Origin of the sequence: Anaeromyxobacter diazotrophicus (genome assembly GCF_013340205.1) — a bacterium.
In the GTDB taxonomy this organism is placed as follows: domain Bacteria; phylum Myxococcota; class Myxococcia; order Myxococcales; family Anaeromyxobacteraceae; genus Anaeromyxobacter_A; species Anaeromyxobacter_A diazotrophicus.
The window spans coordinates 211,783-229,862 of sequence record NZ_BJTG01000006.1 but is presented as its reverse complement, the minus strand read 5'-3'; the positions used below and the strand labels follow the sequence as shown (position 1 = coordinate 229,862).

Annotated in this window: 16 protein-coding genes; 6 read left to right on the top strand and 10 right to left on the bottom strand. The window is 76.1% G+C overall.

Going from position 1 to position 18,080, the window contains the following annotated elements:
* Positions 1-58: 58 nt before the first annotated feature.
* The 7 genes from hisZ to HWY08_RS13940 form a co-directional block, all read right to left on the bottom strand.
* The gene (hisZ, locus tag HWY08_RS13970; RefSeq protein ID WP_176066198.1) at positions 59-1,087 is read right to left on the bottom strand and encodes an ATP phosphoribosyltransferase regulatory subunit; all 1,029 of its coding nucleotides are present in this window, start codon (positions 1,085-1,087) and stop codon (positions 59-61) included.
* Between the two features lie 66 nt (positions 1,088-1,153).
* Entirely contained in the window at positions 1,154-1,864 is a 711-nt protein-coding gene (locus tag HWY08_RS13965) for a hypothetical protein (RefSeq protein WP_176066195.1), read from the bottom strand.
* A gap of 166 nt (positions 1,865-2,030) precedes the next feature.
* Complete coding sequence (serA, locus tag HWY08_RS13960) at positions 2,031-3,617, bottom strand: phosphoglycerate dehydrogenase (protein ID WP_176066193.1); 1,587 nt, start codon at positions 3,615-3,617, stop codon at positions 2,031-2,033.
* 136 nt (positions 3,618-3,753) lie between these two features.
* Positions 3,754-4,320 (bottom strand): TetR/AcrR family transcriptional regulator, encoded by a 567-nt coding sequence (locus HWY08_RS13955; protein WP_371869339.1) that lies wholly within the window; start codon positions 4,318-4,320, stop codon positions 3,754-3,756.
* 160 nt (positions 4,321-4,480) lie between these two features.
* Complete coding sequence (locus tag HWY08_RS13950) at positions 4,481-6,958, bottom strand: LPS-assembly protein LptD (RefSeq protein ID WP_176066191.1); 2,478 nt, start codon at positions 6,956-6,958, stop codon at positions 4,481-4,483.
* A gap of 31 nt (positions 6,959-6,989) precedes the next feature.
* Entirely contained in the window at positions 6,990-8,792 is a 1,803-nt protein-coding gene (locus HWY08_RS13945; protein ID WP_176066189.1) for an AMIN domain-containing protein, read from the bottom strand.
* A gap of 80 nt (positions 8,793-8,872) precedes the next feature.
* A complete protein-coding gene (locus HWY08_RS13940; RefSeq protein ID WP_235969632.1) occupies positions 8,873-10,201 on the bottom strand; it encodes an alpha/beta fold hydrolase in 1,329 nt (442 codons plus the stop codon).
* 192 nt (positions 10,202-10,393) lie between these two features.
* Here HWY08_RS13940 and HWY08_RS13935 point away from each other — a divergent pair, with 192 nt between their 5' ends.
* A complete protein-coding gene (locus HWY08_RS13935; protein ID WP_176066185.1) occupies positions 10,394-11,203 on the top strand; it encodes a DUF4412 domain-containing protein in 810 nt (269 codons plus the stop codon).
* Positions 11,204-11,208: 5 nt separating this feature from the next.
* On the opposite strand, the gene HWY08_RS13930 is transcribed toward HWY08_RS13935, so the two are convergent.
* Genes HWY08_RS13930 through HWY08_RS13920 form a run of 3 tightly spaced genes read right to left on the bottom strand, consistent with a single transcriptional unit; the run spans position 11,209 to position 14,135 of the window.
* Positions 11,209-12,438 carry a bifunctional folylpolyglutamate synthase/dihydrofolate synthase gene (locus HWY08_RS13930; RefSeq protein ID WP_235969631.1) on the bottom strand — a complete coding sequence of 410 codons (1,230 nt, stop codon included), beginning with the start codon at positions 12,436-12,438 and terminating at the stop codon, positions 11,209-11,211.
* A 36-nt stretch (positions 12,439-12,474) separates the two neighbouring features.
* A complete protein-coding gene (gene accD / locus HWY08_RS13925; RefSeq protein ID WP_176066183.1) occupies positions 12,475-13,335 on the bottom strand; it encodes an acetyl-CoA carboxylase, carboxyltransferase subunit beta in 861 nt (286 codons plus the stop codon).
* On the bottom strand, positions 13,335-14,135 hold the full coding sequence (locus HWY08_RS13920; protein ID WP_176066181.1) for an MBL fold metallo-hydrolase: 801 nt from the start codon (positions 14,133-14,135) through the stop codon (positions 13,335-13,337). The genes accD and HWY08_RS13920 overlap by 1 nt, the downstream gene beginning before the upstream one ends.
* 173 nt (positions 14,136-14,308) lie before the next feature.
* Between HWY08_RS13920 and HWY08_RS13915 the strand changes: the two genes are divergently transcribed.
* The 5 genes from HWY08_RS13915 to rpmB all read left to right on the top strand — a co-directional run bounded on the left by HWY08_RS13915 (position 14,309) and on the right by rpmB (position 18,066).
* A complete protein-coding gene (locus tag HWY08_RS13915; protein ID WP_176066179.1) occupies positions 14,309-14,461 on the top strand; it encodes a hypothetical protein in 153 nt (50 codons plus the stop codon).
* A gap of 39 nt (positions 14,462-14,500) precedes the next feature.
* The gene (purM, locus tag HWY08_RS13910; protein ID WP_176066177.1) at positions 14,501-15,535 is read left to right on the top strand and encodes a phosphoribosylformylglycinamidine cyclo-ligase; all 1,035 of its coding nucleotides are present in this window, start codon (positions 14,501-14,503) and stop codon (positions 15,533-15,535) included.
* Positions 15,532-16,206 (top strand): phosphoribosylglycinamide formyltransferase, encoded by a 675-nt coding sequence (purN, locus tag HWY08_RS13905; RefSeq protein ID WP_176066175.1) that lies wholly within the window; start codon positions 15,532-15,534, stop codon positions 16,204-16,206. Before purM ends, purN begins: the two co-directional genes overlap by 4 nt.
* A gap of 6 nt (positions 16,207-16,212) precedes the next feature.
* Positions 16,213-17,760: a phytoene desaturase family protein gene (locus HWY08_RS13900; RefSeq protein WP_176066173.1), complete on the top strand. Its 1,548-nt coding sequence runs from the start codon at positions 16,213-16,215 to the stop codon at positions 17,758-17,760.
* A gap of 81 nt (positions 17,761-17,841) precedes the next feature.
* Positions 17,842-18,066 (top strand): 50S ribosomal protein L28, encoded by a 225-nt coding sequence (gene rpmB / locus HWY08_RS13895; RefSeq protein WP_176066171.1) that lies wholly within the window; start codon positions 17,842-17,844, stop codon positions 18,064-18,066.
* Positions 18,067-18,080: the final 14 nt, after the last annotated feature.

Genomic DNA, 18,080 nt, shown 5'->3' with positions numbered 1-18,080 from the left:
CGAAGCCTGGGACGATATCAGGGGTGCCGCGGACCCGCCAGCGCGGGCGCGCCGCCGCTCACCGGCGCCGGCGGCGTCCCGCGTCGCGGCGCCTGGGCGCGCGGCGCGCGCCCGCGCGCTCCAGCGCCTGGGTGGCGAACTCGAGGTCGACGGCGAAGCCGATCGCCGGGCCGGGCCGGCCGAAGCGCGCCAGGAGCCCATCGTAGCGGCCGCCGCTCGCGACCTCGCTCCCCGCGCCGGGTGCGTAGCCGGCGAAGGTGATGCCGGTGTAGTAGCCGAGCCCGCGCACCTCGCCGAGGTCCACCGCCACCTCGGGCAGCCCCCGCCGGCGCGCGAGCTTGATGGCGGCCTCGACCTCGCCGAGCGCGGCGGCCGCCCCGGGCGCCACCTCCGCCACCTCTCGCGCCCGCTCCAGCGCGCGATCTCCGTAGAGCCCCGCCAGCGCCGGCAGCGCCGCCCGGGCGGCCGCGCTCCCGCGAGCCCGCCGCGCCAGCGCCGCCAGGGCGCCCTCGTCCTTGCGCGCCAGCGCCACCGCGGCCTCGGCGCGGGCCGCGGGCGGCAGCCCGGCCGCGGCCACGACCTCCTGCGCGAAGCGGGCGTGCCCGACCTCGATCACGGCGTCCCCGAGCCCCGCGCTCGCGAGCGCGCGCGCGAGCACCGAAAGCCCCTCGGCGTCGGCGCTCGGCCCGCCCTCCCCGAGCAGCTCGATGCCGGCCTGGTACACCTCGCGCGGCCGTCCCGCCCGCGCCTCGTGCGCGCGCAGCACCGGCCCGTCGTAGCAGAGCCGCGCCGGCGCCGGCAGGGCGTCGGGCCGGGAGGCGTAGAGGCGCGCGATCTGCGGCGTGATGTCGGGCCGGATGGCGACCACCTCGCCCGAGCCCGGCTCGACGAACTTGAGCACGCCCGCGACCGCGGCCGGCGAGAGCCCGCGCTCGACCACCTCGAGGCGCTCGAGCGTGGGGAGCAGCACCCGGCGGTAGCCGAAGGAGGAGAAGACCTGGTGCAAGCTGCCCGACAGCTCGGCGAGGTCGGCCGAGTGGTCGGGCAGGAGGTCGCGCAGTCCGGCGGGGAGCGACAGGTCGAGCATGGCGCGCGGCAATGTACCCGCTGCGGGGCAGCTGCGAAAGGGCGGCGCGCTCGCCCGGACCCGTGGTCAGTGGCGGGGGTCGAGCCCCTCGTCGTGGAGGCGATCGACCTCGCCGGGCGGGCGGGTGGCGACGTAGCCCTCGCGCGTCGTGTAGGCGACGCCGCTCTCGACCGTCCGCTCCGTGGAGGCACGGGCCGGCAGGCCATGGCGCGGCCGCATCCCCTCCCCCGTCACCATCCGCCGCCCGATCGTCGCGCCGAGCACCGCCCCGGCGAGCCCGAGCAGCGCCGCCACGCCGGCCGCGCCGCTGCCCGCGGCGGCGCCCTTGGCCGCATCCTCGGCGGTGGCCTGTGCGCGAGCGCGGTTCCCGGGGGTGTCGCGCCGCTCGACCGCCCGCGCCCCCACGTTGCCGCTGGCGGCGGTGCCGAGCGTCATCGCGCCCGAGGACAGCACGCCGGTGAGGAAGATCGCGCCGGCGATGAGCCCGATGGCCCAGACCATCGCGCCGTGCAGCACCGCCCCGGCCTCCTCGCGCTCGGCGGCGATTCGCACCGCCACCCACGCGCCGGCGAGGGAGGCGGCGAAGGGCGTCAAGAGTCCCCAGATCCCGGCGCCGATCCCGATCCCCTTCGAGTCGGCCGGCCCGGCGGCGAAGCCGAAGGCCGCGCCGAACAGCCCGAGCACGATGTGGCAGGCGATCGCGCACAGCACGCCCGCGATGACGGGGCCCCACTGGACCCTGGGCCATGCACCTCGAGTCAACGCTTCCGTCGCCATGAGTGAACCCTCCGGACGGGAAGGTGCCCATCCCGGTCGGCCCCGACAAGGGAGCACCGCCGCGGCGCGTCGCCCGCGCCCGGCCTCCGGCCGGGCGGCTCCCCGGCGGCGAGGGAGGCGAGCGCAGGGGGCGCGCACGCGCGGGCCGGCCGCGGCGCCGCCGCTCCTACAGCCGGATCGAGCGCACCGCGCGGACGTGCTCCAGGCGGCGGAGGGCCTCCAGGACCTCCTGGCCCGGCGCGGAGTCGACGTTGATGAGCGAGAAGGCCGAGCGGCGCTCGGCGTCGCGGGAGAGGTAGATGCGGGCGATGTTGACGCCGGCCTGCCCGAGCGCGGTGCCGAGCCGCCCCACCACCCCGGGCGCGTCGTCGTTCTCGCACATGATGATGTCGCCCTCGGGCACCGCCTCCAGCCGGAACTGGTTCACCCGCACGACGCGCAGCTCGTGCCGGCCGAACACCGTGCCCGCCACCACCGCCTCGCCGCCGCCGCCGCGCAGCGTCACCGTGAGCTCGGCCACGTAGTCGCGCGCCTCCGGGTTCAGGTCCTCGCGCAGCACGATCCCGCGCTCGCGGGCGATGGCGGGGGCCGAGACCTCGTTCACGGGCTGGTCGAGCACGTGGCGCAGGAGCCCCTTCAGCACCTGCGCCGCGAGCACGCGGTGCGGCGCGCGCGACAGCTCGCCGGCGAGCTCGAGGCGGACCTCGCCGATGGAGGCGGGGGCGATCTGCGCCGCCAGGGAGCCGAGCCGCTCCGCCAGCGCGAGGTACGGGGCGAGCCGGTCGAGCACCTCCCGCGGGACGCTGGGCAGGTTCACGGCGTTCTTCACCTCGCCGCGGGTGAGGTAGGCGGCGAGCTGCTGGGCGATGGCCACCGCCACCGCGGCCTGCGCCTCCTCCGTCGAGGCGCCCAGGTGCGGGGTGCAGATGAAGCCGTCGAGCGCCAGGAGGGGGTGGTCCGGCGGCGGCGGCTCCTTCTCGAAGACGTCCAGGGCGGCGCCGCCGAGGTGCCCCGAGGCGAGCGCCTCGGCCAGGGCGCGCTCGTCGATGACCCCGCCTCGCGCGCAGTTGACGAGGAGCGCGCCCTTCTTCATCCGGCGCAGCGTCGCGGCGTCGACGAGGTTCCGCGTCTGCTCGGTGAGCGGCACGTGGAGCGAGATCACGTCCGCCTGCGGCCAGAGGTCCTCCAGCGCGACCTGGGTGACGCCGAGCTGGGCGGCCGCGTCGGCGCTGATGAACGGGTCGTAGGCGACGACGCGCATCTTCATCGCCAGGCAGCGCGCGACCACGATGGACCCGATGTTGCCGATGCCGACCACGCCGAGCGTCTTCCCGGCCAGCTCGCGCCCCTGGAACTTCTTCTTCTCCCACCGGCCCGCCTTCACGCTGGCGGTGGCCTGGGCGACGTGGCGCGCCAGGGCCAGCATGTGCGCCAGCGTCAGCTCGGCGACGGTGGTCGAGGATCCACCGGGCGTGTTCATGACCACCACGCCGCGGCGGGTGGCCGCCTCCAGGTCGACGTTGTCGACGCCCACCCCGGCCCGGCCCACCACCTTGAGCCGCGTCGCCCGCTCCAGCAGCCGCGCGGTCACCTGGGTGGCGCTGCGGACCGCGAGCGCGTCGTACTCGCCGATGACGCGCTCCAGCTCCGCCGGCGGCAGGCCCACCCGCACGTCGACGGTGAGCCCGGCCTGCTGCAGGAGCGCGACCCCCTCGCTGGAGAGGTCGTCGGCCACGAGGACGCGCGGTGCCATGGAGGTTCCTTTTGGGGCGATCGCCCGGGGCGAGAGGGCGGAGACCTAGGGCGCGGGAGGCCGCCGGGCAAGCGAACCCGCCGCGGCGCGTCATCGATCGCCGTCCCAAGGAAGGCCGCGGCCGGCCGCGCCGCCCTCAGCGCGGCGCGAGCCCGCCCACCACCTGGTCGACGAGCGCTCGCTTCACGCGCTCGATCTCCTCCTCGGTGCCGCCGCGCACGATCCCCGCCACCATGCTGGTGAGGGTGAGCTCGAGCGCGCCGAGCAGCGTGGTCGCGGCGACGGTCGGCTCGGCGTCGGCGCGGAGCTCGCCGCGCGCCGCGCCGCGGCGGACGATGTCCGCCACGATCGAGACCGCCTCCTCGAAGGTCTGGCGGGTGGAGCCGGCCCGGAAGGCGTTGGGCGTGGGGACGACCTCGAGCAGGAGCACCCGCACCGCCGCGGGCGCGGTGCGGAACACGTCGACCGCGAAGCGGCAGATCCCGGCCAGCTGCTCGGTCGCGGCGCCGGGCCCCTCGCTGGCGGCGCGCAGCGCCCGGATGAAGATGGTCCACTGCTCGGCGCACACGCTCTCGAGCAGCTCGTCCTTGTTGCGGAAGTAGTGGTAGACGAGCCCGTAGGCCACCCCGGCCTGGCGCGCCACGTCGGCGATGCGGCAGCCGTGGTAGCCCTTCTCGGCGAAGACGCGCACCGCCGCGTGCAGGATGGCCCGCCGCTTCTCCGGCTCGGCCGGCTCCGGGGGAGGGCTGCTCGGGCGGGGGGCGTGGCGTGCGCGGGCCAGGGTCGCTCCTTCTCCCGGGTCTCCTAGGCGGCCGCCGGCCGGGGTGTCAACCGCTTCCTCGCCGCGCCCCGGGCCCGCCCGCTCACCGCGCCAGCGCGCCGCTCGTGCCGGCGGCGAGCGACGAGAGGTCGATGATGAACTGGAACCGCGGGTGCACGTCGCACTCGTTCAGGACCGCGACCAGGCCCGCCTTCCAGCAGTGGCACGGCGAGTCCCACACGAGCGTGGCCTGGTGCTGGTACACGTGCGGGGCCTTGGAGTGGCCGGGGCAGTAGGGCTCCGCCAGCTCCCGGACGTTGAAGAGCGCGTCGTAGACGAGGGTGGCGCCGCTCAGGTGGCCCACCACGCCTGCCGATCCTCCGTCCAGCGCGGAGGCGCTGAAGGCGCGCGGGTCGAAGAACGGCTCGACGCCGGCCATGAGCCGCGGCGACGCGCCGTTGCCGACCGTGATGTACCCCGCGTGCACGTTGTCGCCCCTGCTGTCGAACAGCGTCAGCCCGCCGGAGAGCTGGGTGAAGGCATCGAGGCTCGAGGGGGGTGAGGTGCTGGGGGTGCCGGCGGGCGCGGTCGCGCCGAAGGCGCGGAAGCCGGCCATCGCGTCGAGGATCATGAAGGGGAGGCGCAGGGCGCCCTGGGCCCAGGTCTCGGACGCGCGGCCGGCGGCGGCGTCGAAGTCCTGGCCCAGCGTCAGCTCGAGGAACGTGGTCGCCAGCGCGCCGGCCGGGGCGATGAGCCGGTTCCGGAGCGTCAGCCGGAGCTGCGAGAAGGAGCCGGGGATCGCCGAGAGCGTCCGTTGCTGGGTGACCTGGCCCTGGGCGGACACCGGCTGCGGGAGCGCCACGTCGAGCTCGTCGTAGGCGTAGTTGGGCAGCGCGGGCCCGGCCTGACCGGTCCCGCCGCGCCACTCGATCCGCGGCTCGAGCTGGTGCCGGACCCGCCCGCTCCCCGACCCGAAGGTGCGGCCGACCTCCGTGGACAGCGCGAGCCCGCCGGCGGCGCGCGCGTTGGCGAGCGCCCCGGGCCCGGCGGCGAACGAGTAGCCGGCGGCGGTCGCCGACGCCCACGGCTCGACCGACAGCGCGCGCCAGGAGAACGGGGCGTCCAGGCGGAGCCGCGCCAGCGCGCGGGTCGCCGCCAGCCGCTCGCCCGGGCCTCCCGCGCCGGGACCCTCCCAGCGGCCGTTCGACTCGAAGTCGTCGATCGATCCGGCCACGCCCCAGCCGCGGTCTCCGGGGCCGATGCCGTTGGCGCCCTCGTCCCCGGTCACCCCGCGCAGCGGCGCGAAGCGCGCCACCGCGACGGTGCCCGAGGCGCGCAGCGGGCCGGCCACCGCCGTCGGGAGGAGCGAGACCGAGGCCGACGGGAGTCGCTGGAACGTCTTCATGTCCGTGCCGAACGCGCCGTACGGCGCCGTCTGGTCGGTGCCGCTGCCGAGGTGCGCGAGCGGCAAGAGGTACTCGGCGTCGGCCTCGAGCAGGAGGTCGTCCGTCCGGTGCGTCAGGGCCACCCCGCTGCGGCTGTAGTCGAGCGCGCGCAGGAGCGCGTCGCCCGTGAAGTCCGGGACGTACAGCGGGTCGCCGACGAGGTGCAGCTCGGCCTTGAGGAAGGTCGCGTCCGAGAGGCGCTGCTCGTGGAAGCCGGAGAGCGCCATGCGGTTCCAGCCCGGCGGGAGGGCCACGCCCCCCAGCCAGTCGCCCGGCGACACGTGGAGCAGCGAGAACTTGAGCTGGCCGCGCGTCCCCTCCGCCGGCGCCCAGCGCAGCTCGAGGCTCCCGCCGGCGCCCTCCACGCGCTTCGTCGGCCCCCAGTCGTAGTCCGCGGTCACGGTCGCGTCCCAGCTCCGCCCGAGCGTGATGAAGAGCGGCTGCGAGACGCCGTTCACCGCGCCCAGGTTCAGCACCGGGAAGAGGAGCCCCGTCTGCCGCTCCCCGAGCGGCAGGTAGAGCGCCGGGAGCGCCAGCACCGGCACCGTGACGCCGCCGACGAGCGGCAGCCGCGGGGTGATGAAGATGACGGGCCAGCTGAGCCAGGCGCGCTTCCCGGGCAGCACGTCCGCGTGGTGCGCGCGGATCTCCCACGAGGGCGGCTCGGTACCGCAGTCGCAGAGGGTGATGCGCGCGTGCTCGATCTCGAAGTCGGGCTCGCCGCTCTCGCCGTGCACCTCGCCGCCGCGCAGCGTGAGGCGGTTCAATCCCCTCCCGCGCGCCTCGTCGAGCGTCCGGCACGTGGAGAGGTCGAGCGGGGCGTTCTTCAGGAACGCGACCACCTCGCGGGCGGCGTACGGGCCGTCGAGCACGAGGTGCATGCGGGCCGCCGCCACCGCGCGCCCGGGCTCGGTGAGGAGCACCGAGCCCGCCGCGTCCACCTCGCCGGTGCGGGTGTCGTAGGCGGCCGTCTCGGAGCGGAGGAGCACCGCCCCCCGGCGCAGCAGCACCCCGCCGCGCGCGACGCCGCGGCCGGTGGCGACGTCGTAGTCGACCTGCTCCGCCTCGAGGACCTCGAGCGGAGGCGCCTCGGCAGGGCCGGCGGCGAGGGCGACGGCGAGGAGAGCGGCGAGCAAGCGCCGCGCAGCCTACTACGAACCCGCCGCGCTAAGGCGCCGCGGCCGTCTTGGGGGCGGGCTGCTCGAAGTCGAGGGCCAGCACGTCGCCCTCGACCTTCTGCTGGTAGGCGACCTTCTCCTTGAGCGCGATCTCGACGACCGTCGTCGAGCCGTGCGGGCGGGGCGTGACCATCGCCACCGCGCCGGGGAAGAAGGACGTGTCGAGGAAGCGCGCGTCGTTGCGGCGCACCACGCGGGTGTTGGGCAGCTCGACGCGGATGAGCTTGTCGCTCGCCTCCACGATGTGGAAGCGGGGCTCGCCGGAGAGGCGCACGAAGACGCGCGACGCCGAGGCGAGCTGCCGGAAGCCGACCTCGCGCACCTCGCGCGGCTTCTCCGCCGCCAGGGCGGCCTGGGCCGCCCGCCGGGCGTCGAGCTCGGCCTTTCTCTTCTCGGCCGCCTCGCGCTTCGCCAAAAGCTTCGCCTGCTGCTCGGCCTTCCGCTTCTCGGCGGCCTCGCGCTTCGCGGCGAGCTTCGCCTCCTGCGCCGCCTTGCGCTTCTCGGCGGCCTCGCGCTTCGCGAGCGCCTGGCGCTCCTTCTTCGAGAGCGCGGGCTTCGCCTCGGGCTTGGCCGGCTCGTCGTCCGGCTTCGCCGCGACCGCCGCGATCCCGGCCGCGGTCCCGGCCGCGGCGCCGGCGGCGACCGCCTCCGGGGCGACGGGCTCCGCCGCGAGGGCGGCTGCGGCCGCGGGCTCCGGCGCCGCCGGGGCGGGCACCTGCGCCTCGGGGGCCGCCGGCGCGATGGGCGCGGCCGCGACGGTCGGCGCGACCTCGACGGCGGGCGACGGCGCGACGGCCGGGGCGGCCTCGACGGCGGGCGCCGCCGCGACGGCCGGGGGGGGTTCGACGGCCGGCGCCGCCGCGACCGCCGCGGCGGCCGGCGCGGGCGCGAGGTGCCCCTCGAGCTCGGCGAGCGCCTGGCGCGCCTCGGCGAGCGCCCTGGCGTCCTCGGCGGGGACGGGCTCGCCGAGGGCCGACAGGCGCGCCACCTTCGCCTCGGCGACGTGCACGCGCGCCTCGGCGGCGGCGCGCTCGCTGTGCTCGGCTTCGGCCTGCTTCTTCGCCTCTTCCTGCGCCTGGGCGGCGGCCGAGAGCTGCGTCACCTGCGCCGTGTCGTCGGCGGCGCGGCGCGCCTCCTCCAGCCGCCGCGCCTCCTTCCACGCCCGGACCTCGTTGTTCTCCCGCTCCTGGCGCTCCAGCTCCGCGCGCCGCGCGCGATCGGAGTCGTCCGTCGCGCCCGCCACCACCGGGGCAACGCCGGCGGCCGCGGCGACGGCGGCGCCGGCCGCGGCGACGGCCGGTGCGACGGGAGGCGCAGCCGGCTCAGCCGCGGGAGCGGGCGCGGCGGGCGCGGCGGGAGCGGGAGCGGGCGCGGGAGCGGCGGGGGCCGACGCGACGTCCGCCGGCGCCGCCACGGGCTTGCCCACCTTCACCACGAGATCGTTGCCCGACGCCTGCAGATCGGGCGGCTCGACCTCGCGCTGGAACGCGATCATGATGCGGGCGATCGCGCTCTCGCCGGTCCCGTAGTTGAGCGCCTTCACGAGGTGCACGGTGCCGTCGTCCACCGCCGCGTCCTCGGGGACGCCCTGCAGCGTGCTCTCCGCCAGGTCGATCACGAACCGCGGCGGATCGACCATGGAGAACGTCGTGAAGTTCGGCGGGCGGGAGCCGTGGATGACGACGGTCGTCCCGGTCCCCTGCGCCTTCACCTCGACCCGGGTGACGACGTTCGCCCCATCCGCCGCCCAGGCCGGGAGGGCGGTTGCGGCGGTGAGAGCACTGAGCAGCAAGGCAAGAAGACGCATCGTACGCTCCGGTCGGAGGTCGGGCGCACGATAGCACGGCAGGTCGGCTCACCGCTAAAAAGGCGTCAGGTTACGCGGATGTGTGTCTGAGTCGCCGCTTCGCCGACGCCCCCGCGGGCGGGCGGCTGGGCCCCCGCCGAGAGGGGGAACTTCCGGGCGAACTCGATGAGGTTCTTCACGTCGAAGGAGATCTGGCGGACGTCGCGCCCGATCGTCAGCTCCAGGTGGCTGTTCCCCTTCACCGGGCGCCAGAGGAGGTACTCGCTGCGCGCCGCGCGGTAGACCTCCTGGGTGGAGGCGATGCTGGCGAGCGGATCGAGATCCCCGAAGATGATCGCCATCGGTACGCGGATGTCGGCGAAGTGCGCGCGGAAGTCGTAGCCGGTGCGGTAGCACTTGAGCTCGCCGGAGCGGATCCAGCGCGCCAGCTGCGCCACCACCCGGCGCGGCTCGCGATCGCCGCCCTCGCGCAGGAGCCAGCGGACCTCGTCGATGGTCATCTGCGCGGGGTTGGCGAGGAAGGCGTGGTGGCGCGCCAGCCGCTCCCACGCCTCGAACGCGCGCGGGTTCGCGAGCGCGCGCTCGAGCCGGCGCAGGAGGAGATCCATCGGGTAGTACTGGAAGCGCCGCCGCTCGGGCCGCGTGCGCGCCCCGAGCAGCCCCGCCAGCCTCGCGGCCGCCCACGGGGCGTGCTCGAGCCCGCGCCGGAGCCCCTCGCGCGCGCGCCAGCCCGCCCAGCTCCGGCCCCACCGCGCGAGCAGCGCCGCGTCGACCGCGAGCTCGAGCGTGGGCCCCAGGTGCGCGAGCAGCCGCAGCGGCAGGTACCCCTTCCCCGGGTCGCCGGGGGCGCCGATGGTGACGAGCCCGGCCAGGTCCCGGCCGAGCGACGCGTAGCCGTAACCGAGCATGCCGCCCATCGAGTGGCCGCAGTAGAAGATCGACTCGCGCCCGGTGAGCCGCTTCACCGCCGCGATGGCGGCGGGGACGTCCTCGAGGAAGTAGCTGTCGATGTCCCAGCCGTAGTCGAGGTCGTCCGGACAGGGGCCGCCGGCGGCCGCGGCGCGCGCGCGCTGCAGCGCCACCGAGGAGAGCCCGTGGCCGCGCAGCTCGAGCACGTGCACGTCCGCCCCGTAGGACAGCATGTGCTTCACGAACCCGCCGCTCGTCCAGGCGTGGCGGTTCTGGGAGAAGCCGTGCACGAGCAGCAGCGGCTCCCCGAAGATGGGCTGCGCGAAGCGCTGCGGCAGCGGCTGGAAGCGGGTCACCACCAGCGTCCACCCGTCGCGGGTCCTCACCTCGTACCGGCTCTTGCGGTGGAGGCGCTCCCAGTCCACCGCGTCCAGCCGAGGCGTCGGCGGGCCCGCGGTGCCGGGGTCGAGGTGGAGCTGGCGCACTGCTCGCAAGTTGCGCATCGGGGTGCCCCGCGCCCAGGCGTCGCGCCCTTCAGGTGGACCCTCGCCGGGGCCCGCGGCCGCTGGAGGGCCTGCCCGCCCGCCCGGTTCCGCGAAGGGGCGTCCGCTCGATCGGGCGCCCGCGGCCGCTCACACTGGGCGCCTCGCCGCGTCCATCGCGGAGGAGGGACCGACATGATCCGCTGGAACGCCGCCGCGGCCGCGCTCGCGCTCGCCGCCGCCTCGCCGGCCCGGGCCGGGCTCGTGGTGACCATGACCGACGGTGACGGGCGCACCTCCGTCACCTCCATCGAGGGCAAGAAGCTGCGGGTGGAGCACCCGCGGCAGGGCGAGGAGGCGGCGCACCTCACCCTCTTCGACGGCGACGCGCACCACCTGGTGGAGGTGGATCCTTCCTCGCGCACCTACCGCGTCATGACCGAGGCGCAGGGCCAGGAGCTCTCGGCCCGGCTCCAGAAGATGCTGGCGCAGCTGCCCCCCGAGCAGCGCGCGCGGGCGGAGGCGGCGCTGGCGAAGCGCCAGGCCACCCCGGCGAAGCAGCGCGACATCCGCTTCGAGCCGCTCGGCGGGGGCGAGGAGGTGGCGGGCTTCGCCTGCCAGCGCTACCGGGTGCTCCGCGACGGGCGCCGCGACGAGGAGGGATGCTTCATCCCGTGGAGCGCGCGCGCCGCCACCCGGGACGATCTGGCCGCCTTCCTCGAGCTGGGGCGGTTCTTCGAGGGGTTCACCGCGGCCGCGTCCGGAGGGCGCTCGCGCCCCGGCGCCGCCCGCTGGATGGGCGAGGAGCTGGCGCGCGCGCCGGGCTTCCCGGCGGTGCTGGAGCACCTCGGCGCGGACGGGAAGCGCACCTCGGTGCACCGGCTGGTGAAGCTCGAGCGCACCCGCGTGCCGGCGGACCGCTTCGCCATCCCCGAAGGCTACGCCGAGGTGCAGTCGCCGCTCCTCGACGACGCCTCGCCGCGCCGCGCCCGGCGCGGGCGGTAGCGGCCCTACCCCGGGTCGGCCGCCGCCGGCTCGCCCGCGAGCAGCCCGCGCGCCTCGCCCACCAGGTAGAGCGACCCCGCCACGCAGACGACCGCGCCGTCCGCGGCGGCGCGGCGCGCGCAGGCGATCGCCTCGGCCGCGCTGGCGTGCGCGTCGACGCGCGCCACCAGGCGCGCCGCGAGGTCGCGGTACGTGTCCGGCGCCCGCGCGCGCGGGGAGCGCGGCGCGACGAGGTGGAGCGCTCGGACGGCGGGGGCGAGCGCGTGGAGGATGCGCGCGTGATCCTTGTCGGCCAGCACGCCGAAGACGAGCTCGACCGGGCGCCCGGGGTGGAGGACGGGCAGCGCCGCCGCGAGCGCCGCGGCGCCGTCCGGGTTGTGCGCGCCGTCGAGCAGCACGCCCCCCACCGTCTCGAGCCGCCCCGGCCAGCGGGCGGTGGCGAGGCCCCGCGCGATCGCCTCCTCGGGCACCGGGAGCCCCGCCCCGTCGAGGAGTCGCAGCGCCGCGGCGGCCAGGGCCGCGTTCGCCTGCTGGTGCGGCCCGGCCAGCGCCAGCGGACCGGGGTAGCCGGCCGCCGCCACCGCGAGCGGCGCGCCGCGCCGCGCCGCCTCGGCGCGCAGCGCCGCCAGCGCCTCGGGCGGCTGGTCGTGCGCGACCACCGCCGGGACGCCCGCCTTGAAGATGCCGCCCTTCTCGCGCGCGATGGCGTCGAGCGTCTCGCCGAGGAGCGCGGTGTGGTCGAGCCCGATCCGGCTCACGGCGCAGGCGAGCGGGCGGACGGCGTTGGTGGCGTCGAAGCGCCCCCCGAGGCCCACCTCCAGCACCGCCGCCCCGAGGCCCTGCTCGGCGAAGTGGAGGAGCGCCAGCGCGGTCGCGAACTCGAAGTAGGTGAGCCGCTCGCCCTCGCCGCCCGCCTCGTGCCACGGGCAGGCCCGGCGCACCTCGCCCACGAGCCGCGCCAGCGCCGCGTCGTCCACCGGCGCGCCGTCCACCGCGATCCGCTCGTTGAAGCGGACGAGGTGGGGCGAGGTGTAGAGGCCGGTGCGGTGGCCGGCCGCCTGGAGCGCCGCCGCCGCCATGGCGCAGGTGGAGCCCTTCCCGTTCGTGCCGGCCACGTGCAGGACGCGCAGGGCGCGGTCCGGGCGGCCGAGCGCGTCGAGGGCGCGCTCCATCCGCTCGAGGCCGAGGCGGATGGCCAGCGGCTGGAGCGAGGCGAGGTAGCGGTGCGGATCCATCTCGGTCGAGGGCTGCGCCCCCGCCCCTGCGTCAGGTCACGCCAGGAGCCCGAGCAGCTGCCCGAGGCGGGCGCGCATCTCGGGGCGCTTCACGATCGCGTCGATCATGCCGTGGTCGAGCAGGAACTCGGAGCGCTGGAAGCCCGGGGGAAGCTTCTCGCGGATGGTCTGCTCGATCACGCGCGGCCCGGCGAAGCCGATGAGGGCCTTGGGCTCGGCCAGGATCACGTCCCCCAGCCAGGCGAAGCTGGCCGCCACCCCGCCGGTGGTGGGGTGGAGCATGACCGAGACGTAGGGCTTGTGGATCGACCGGAAGCGGTTCAGCGCGGCCGAGGTCTTCGCCATCTGCATGAGCGAGAAGATGCCCTCCTGCATGCGGGCGCCGCCGGTCGAGCTGAAGACCACCGCCGGCAGCTTGCGCTCGTAGGCGCGGTCGAAGACGCGCGTGACCTTCTCGCCCACGACCGAGCCCATGGAGCCGCCCATGAACTCGAAGGCGAAGCTCCCCACCGACACCTCGCGCCCCTCGATGGTGCCCACGCCCGAGATGAAGGCGTCCTTCATCCCGGTGTTCTTGGCGGTGCTCTTGAGGCGGTCCTTGTACTTCTTGGCGTCGACGAAGCCGAGCGGGTCCTGGGGCGTCAGATCGCGGTCGAGCTCCTGGAAGCTGCCCGGGTCGAAGATCATCTCCAGGCGCCGCAGCACCGGCAGCGGATCGTGGTGGCCGCAGAGCGGGCAGGTGTTCCAGTGCCGCTCCCAGTCCTGCGTGTAGACCACCTCGGCGCAGCCGTCGCAGCGCCGCCAGACCGCCTCGCCCTTGCCGGCGGGCTGGGGGCCCTCCTGCGGCGCGCCGTCGCCGGAGCGGGAGAGCTTCTTCGTCTTCGAGAACCAGGCCATTAGGAGACTCCTCGGCTCGGGACGCGCCGCCCCGATGTCCACTCCAGCTGCTGCCCGCGGGCGAGCACGCGAACGCCCGGCAGCCCGAGCGCCGAGAGTTCCCGTCGCAGCTCCGCCGCGAAGGCGGGTTTCAGGTGATACAGGAAGACGGGCCGTCCGTCGCGGTCGAGCTTCTCGAGCTCACCCGCCAGCGTGGCCGGGGTGAGGTGCCCCGAGGCATCGGCCAGCGCCTGCAGGCGCGAGGGGAAGCTCGTCTCCACCAGGATCGCGCGCACGCGGTCGGCGGCGTTCACGAGCTTCCAGAAGGCGTCGGTGGGGCCGGTGTCTCCCGAGACGGCGATCGCGTCGCGCCCGTCGGAGATCACGAACCCCACCGAGTCGACCGGGTGGTGGACCGGGACCGGATCCACCGTGTAGCCGCCGGCCCGGAAGCGGCGGCGCGGGTGGAACGGGACCACCTTCACGAACGGCCTGCGCCGGTCGGGGATGCGGGTGAAGTCGGGCCAGAGCCGGTCGTTGAAGAGGCTGTCCGCCAGCGTCTTCGCGCAGGCGGTCGAGGCGTGGACCACGAGCGGCCGGGCGCGGCGGCCCAGGAGCAGGTCGGCCAGGAGCGGCACGTCCTTCACGTGGTCGAGGTGGCTGTGGGTGAGCACCACGCGCTCGACCCGCGCCAGCTCGTCCAGCGTGAGCGACGAGGTGAGCGCCCCGGCGTCGATGGCGACGGTGCCGTCGAGGAGGAAGCAGGTGGTGCGGTGGCGGCCCAGCTCGCCGCCGGAGCACCCCAGGACGCGCAGCCTCACGGAAGCTCCCCAGGCTGGGCCTGGCGGCGAGGGCGGGCGAGCTGGCGCATGCGCTGGGGCGAACGCTTATCGAATGGGCGCGAGGGGTGTCAAACGGCGCCACACCCATCCCGGGTCGAGAAAACTCCCGCCCGGGTTCGGGCTCTGGTACCTTGCCGCGCGCGGAAGGGTTCATGCGACTCGTCACCTACCTCTTCGCGGCCGCGCTCCTGTGGGCGGTCGCCACCTCCGGTCCCGCCACCCCCACCCGCGCCGCCGACTCGCCGGCCCGGCCCGAGCAGGCCGCGGCGCCGCCGCCGGCGCGGATCGCCGCCTATCCCAGATGAGCTTGCGCGGCCCTCGACAGTTACGGTAAGGCGGGCGCCATGGCGCTCACCTACCGCGACGCGGGCGTGGACATCGACGAGGGCGATCGCCTCGTCGAGCTCATCAAGCCGCTCGCCCGCCCCACCCTCCGCAAGGAGGTGCTGGCCGGCATCGGCGGCTTCGGCGGGCTCTTCGCCCTCGACCTCGCGCGGTGGAAGGAGCCGGTGCTCGTCTCCGGCACCGACGGCGTCGGCACCAAGCTCAAAGTGGCGTTCGCCGCCGGCCGGCACGCCACCATCGGCATCGACCTCGTCGCGATGTGCGTGAACGACGTGGCCGTCGTCGGCGCCGAGCCGCTCTTCTTCCTCGACTACTTCGCCACCGGCAAGCTCGCCGCGGAGCAGGCGGCCGAGGTGGTGAAGGGCATCGCCGAGGGGTGCCGCCAAGCCGGGTGCGCGCTCATCGGCGGCGAGACCGCCGAGCTGCCCGGGTTCTACGCCGGGGGCGAGTACGACCTGGCCGGCTTCGCCGTCGGCTGCGTGGAGCGCTCGCGCATCCTCGACGGGCGGGCGGTGGCGCCGGGCGACGCGGTGCTGGGCATCGCCTCCTCCGGGCTCCACTCGAACGGCTACTCGCTGGCGCGGAAGGCCCTCCTCGAGCGCCACCCCCTCGACTGGACCCCCGCGGAGCTCGGCGGGCGCACCGTGGCCGACGCGCTGCTCGAGCCCACCCGCATCTACGCCAAGGACGTGCTGGCGCTGCTCGAGGCGGTGCCGGTCAAGTCGCTCGCCCACATCACCGGCGGCGGCCTCCCCGGCAACGTGCCGCGCAACCTGCCCGACGGCACGAAGGCCGTGCTCGACGCGCGGCGGTGGCCCAGGCCGCCCATCTTCGACCTCGTGCAGCGCGAGGGCGAGGTGCCGTGGGACGACATGCTCCTCACCTTCAACATGGGCCTCGGCCTGGTGGCGGTGCTGGCGCCGGCGGACGTCCCGGCGGCGCAGGCGCTCCTCGCCGGCCGCGGCCTGGCCAGCTGGCCGGTGGGCGGGATCGAGCGCGGGGTGGGCGAAGCGACCTGCGAGGTCGCGCGGTGATCCGCCTCGCGGTGCTCGCGTCGGGCGGCGGCACGAACCTGCAGGCGCTCCTCGACGCCTGCGCCGCAGGCCGGATCGACGCGCGGGTGGCGGTGGTGCTGTCGAACGTCTCCGGCGCCGGCGCGCTGGCGCGCGCGGAGCGGGCCGGGGTCGCGACCGAGGTGCTCCCGTCGAAGGGCGCCGCCGACCGCGCCGCCTACGACGCGGCGGTGGTGGAGCGGCTCGCCCGGCACGCGCCCGACCTCGTCTGCCTGGCCGGCTTCATGCGGCTGCTCACCCCGACCTTCCTGCGCGCCTTCGGGCCGTCGCCCGCGTCGCGCGGCTGCCCGCGCGTCATGAACGTCCACCCCGGGCTCCTGCCCAGCTTCCCGGGGCTCCACGCCCAGCGCCAGGCCCTCGCCTACGGGGCGCGCTTCGCCGGCTGCACCGTCCACTTCGTCGACGAGGGCACCGACACCGGGCCCATCATCGCGCAGGCGGTGGTGCCGGTGCTGGACGGCGACGGCGAGGAGGCGCTCGCCGCGCGCATCCTGGCCGAGGAGCACCGCCTCTACCCCAAGGCGGTCGGGTGGTTCGCGGCCGGGCGGCTCTCGCTCGAGGGCCGCCGCGTGCGCGTCGACGGCGCGCGCGGCCCCGAGCTCGGCGCGCTGCGCGCCCCCTGGGACGAGTGAGGGAGCATGGCGAAGACCTTCAAGCCGCCCGCCACCCAGCGCATCTACGACGCCTGCGTGGTCGGCTCGCAGCTCGGCGGCGTGGTGGCGGGCGCGCTCCTGGCCCGGCGCGGCTACCGGGTGCTCCACGTCGACCACGACGGGGTGGGCGCCGCCTACGACGACGGCGGGTACCTGCTGCCGTACGCGCCGGCGCTCTTCCCCTCCCCGCGGCTCCTGCCCGCCGCCGAGCTGGCGCTGTCCGAGCTCGGGCTCACCACCGACATGGTGCGCTCGCTCGAGCCGTGCGCGCCGGACCTGCAGCTGCTCCTGCCCCGGCACCGGGTGGACCTGGGCCACGACCCGGCCCGGCGCCAGCAGGAGCTCCGGCGCGAGTGGCCGGCGGACGCCGCGCGCCTGGAGGAGGCCTTCGCCGAGCTGGGCCGCCTCTTCGACGCGGCCTCGCCGTTCATGAAGGCGATGCCGCCCTTGCCCCCGACCGGCTTCGGCGAGCGGCGCGCGGTCTCGAAGGCGATCAAGTTCGCCGCCTCCTCCCCCGGCGCGCCGCGGCGCCACGTGGACGAGGCGAGCGCGTTCGAGGGGCTCGAGGGCCACCCCCTGACCGGCGCCCTCGCCATCGCGCAGCGCTTCCTCGGCTACCTCGACGGGCCGGCCCCGCCGCTGGCGGTGGCGCGGCTCCTGGGCGGCGTGCTGCGCGGCAGCTACCGGCTCGCCGGCGGCCACCACGGCCTGCGCGAGACCATCCGGCGCAAGATCGCCGAGTCGCGGGGCGAGATCCTGGGCGGGGACGAGGAGGCGGCGCTCGCGGAGCGGCTGGAGGTGGACGGCGGGCGGGTGGCGGCGGTGCGGCTGGCCGGCTCGCCCAACGCCTGGGTGGCGCGCGTGTTCATCGCCGCCACCGACGCGCCCGCGCTGCGGCGCATGCTCCCGCCGGAGGAGGAGGACGGGAAGTTCGCGCGCCTGCTGCAGGGCATCCGCCCGGTGCGGCAGCTGCTCGCCTTGAACCTGGTCGTGAAGGCCGCCGCCCTGCCGCCGGCGCTCGGCGACAGCGTGCTCGCGCTGCGCGACGCGGCCGGGGCGGACGCCCTGGAGAACGCGGTCTTCCTGCAGGTCAACCCGGCCCGCCGCGACAAGGGCAAGGGCGCGAGCGAGCTCGTGCCGGACGAGCGGGTGGTGTGCGCCGCCGGGTTCGTCCCCGCCGACGCGAAGGAGCACGGCGCGGAGGAGCTGGCGGCGCGCGGGCGGCAGCTCCGGGAGGCGGTGGCGGACGCCATCCCCTTCTTCGAGCGGCACCTCGTCCGCGAGTCCCTGCCGGCGCTCGCCTCCCCGCGCGAGCGGCGGGGCTCGCGCCTGCTCCCCCACCCCCTCTACGCGGTCGAGCTCGAGCAGGCGCTCGGCGTCACCGGGCTGCCCTGCGCCTCGCCCTACAAGAACCTGGTCTTCGCCGGACGCGAGGTGGTCCCCGGGCTGGGCCTCGAGGGAGAGTTCCACGCCGGGCTGCAGGCGGCCGCCGCCGCCCAGGAGCTGCTCGGCAAGAAGGACCTGCTCCGCTGAAACCGGGGCCTCGGGCGCACGAGGCCCTTGCTTTTTCGCCCGGAGTAGCTCATATCTGCGCGCTTTCTAGGGGTTTACGACATGGCACGCCGCTGCGAAATGTGTGGGAAGGGGCCGCTCGTCGGCAACAACGTCTCCCACGCCAACAACAAGACGAAGACGCGCTCCCTCCCGAACCTCCGCTCGGTGCACGCGGTGGTGGACGGGTCGGTGCAGCGCATCCGCGTGTGCACCCGCTGCCTCAAGGCGGGCCGCGTCACCAAGGCGGCGCACGGCGCCTCCCGGCGGGCGGGCGCCAGCGCCTGAGCGCCCGGTCTCGG